Source organism: Pedobacter sp. 01T416_2 (assembly GCF_056398925.1).
This window is the reverse complement of sequence record NZ_JBFTQI010001166.1, coordinates 1-1,192: the sequence shown is the minus strand read 5'-3', so window position 1 is coordinate 1,192 and position 1,192 is coordinate 1. Positions and strand designations below refer to the sequence as shown.

At 38.6% G+C, this 1,192-nt stretch carries 1 protein-coding gene; it reads right to left on the bottom strand.

The features are described from left to right. On the bottom strand, window positions 1-1,192 hold a 1,192-nt coding region (locus AC1DPQ_RS28270; protein ID WP_477611647.1), incomplete at both ends, for an ATP-binding protein.

Below are 1,192 nucleotides of genomic sequence, written 5' to 3'. Positions count from 1 at the left end.
GTAAAGACCAATACCGAAACCCATCTTCAGCGATTCGTTCGACATTACTTTATAAAATTTATCGAACAATTTTTCACCCACATGCGCCGGTATGCCCGGACCACTATCGCTCACCTCAATCTGCACCCGCATACCGAGGGTTTTAACGCTAAATTTCACAAAACCGCCTTTTGGGGTAAATTTAAGCGCGTTAGAGAGCAGGTTAAAGAAAACGATTTCGAGCTTGTCTTTATCTGCATAAATATCCAGTTCTTCCTCCTCGCACTCAAAAGTATATTCGATATGGTTCTGCTTTGCCAAATAATTAAAGCAGAGGAAAATCTCGTTGGTAAATTTGTAGAGGTTGATCCTTACAATCTTCAAGGCGTCGTTCTCACTTTCCGTTTTTCTAAACAGCAATAGCTGATCTACCAAACTTAACAAACGCCTCGAATTGCGGTAAACAATATTTAAATCGTTCTTCTCTTGCCCTGGGTCTTTCTTATGGATAATATCTTTAATCGGATTAACAATTAAGGTTAACGGCGTTCTCAGCTCGTGCGAAATATTGGTAAAGAAATTCAGTTTTTTCTCATTCAGATCCTTTTCACGCTCCATTTTAAGGTTGGTAATTTCTACCTCGTGTTTTAATCTTCTCTGGCGGTTGCGATAGGTTTGAAAAAGATAAAACAGGGAAGATCCTATAATAAGGTAAATGGCATAGGCCCACCAGGTGCGGTACCAAGGGGGTAAAATCCTAATCATTACGATCTTTTCGTTGTTGCTCCAGGCACCTTCGGTATCGGTACTTTTAATATGCAGTTTATACTCACCTTCATTTAACCTGGAATAATAGGCTGTGCTTAATTTGTTTACATAATTCCAGTCTCTATCCCAACCTTCGAGGTAATAGGCATAAGAAATCTGATCCTGAAAAGAGAATTCTATTGCTGCATAATCGATAGAAATCACCGCAGCACTAAATGGGATTTCTATGCGTGCTAAATTAACAACAGAAATATCGTTATAACCTGAATCCTGATCGAGCGGAATATTGTTGATCCGAAAATCAGTCAGCACCATTTTTGGTATCCTTTTATTTTTCTTGATGCTATCGGGCGAAAACAAGTTGAAGCCACCAATTCCACCAAATAAAAAGTTACCGTTTGCAAGTTTTAATGCAGCATTATAATTAAACTGATTGCTTTGTAAG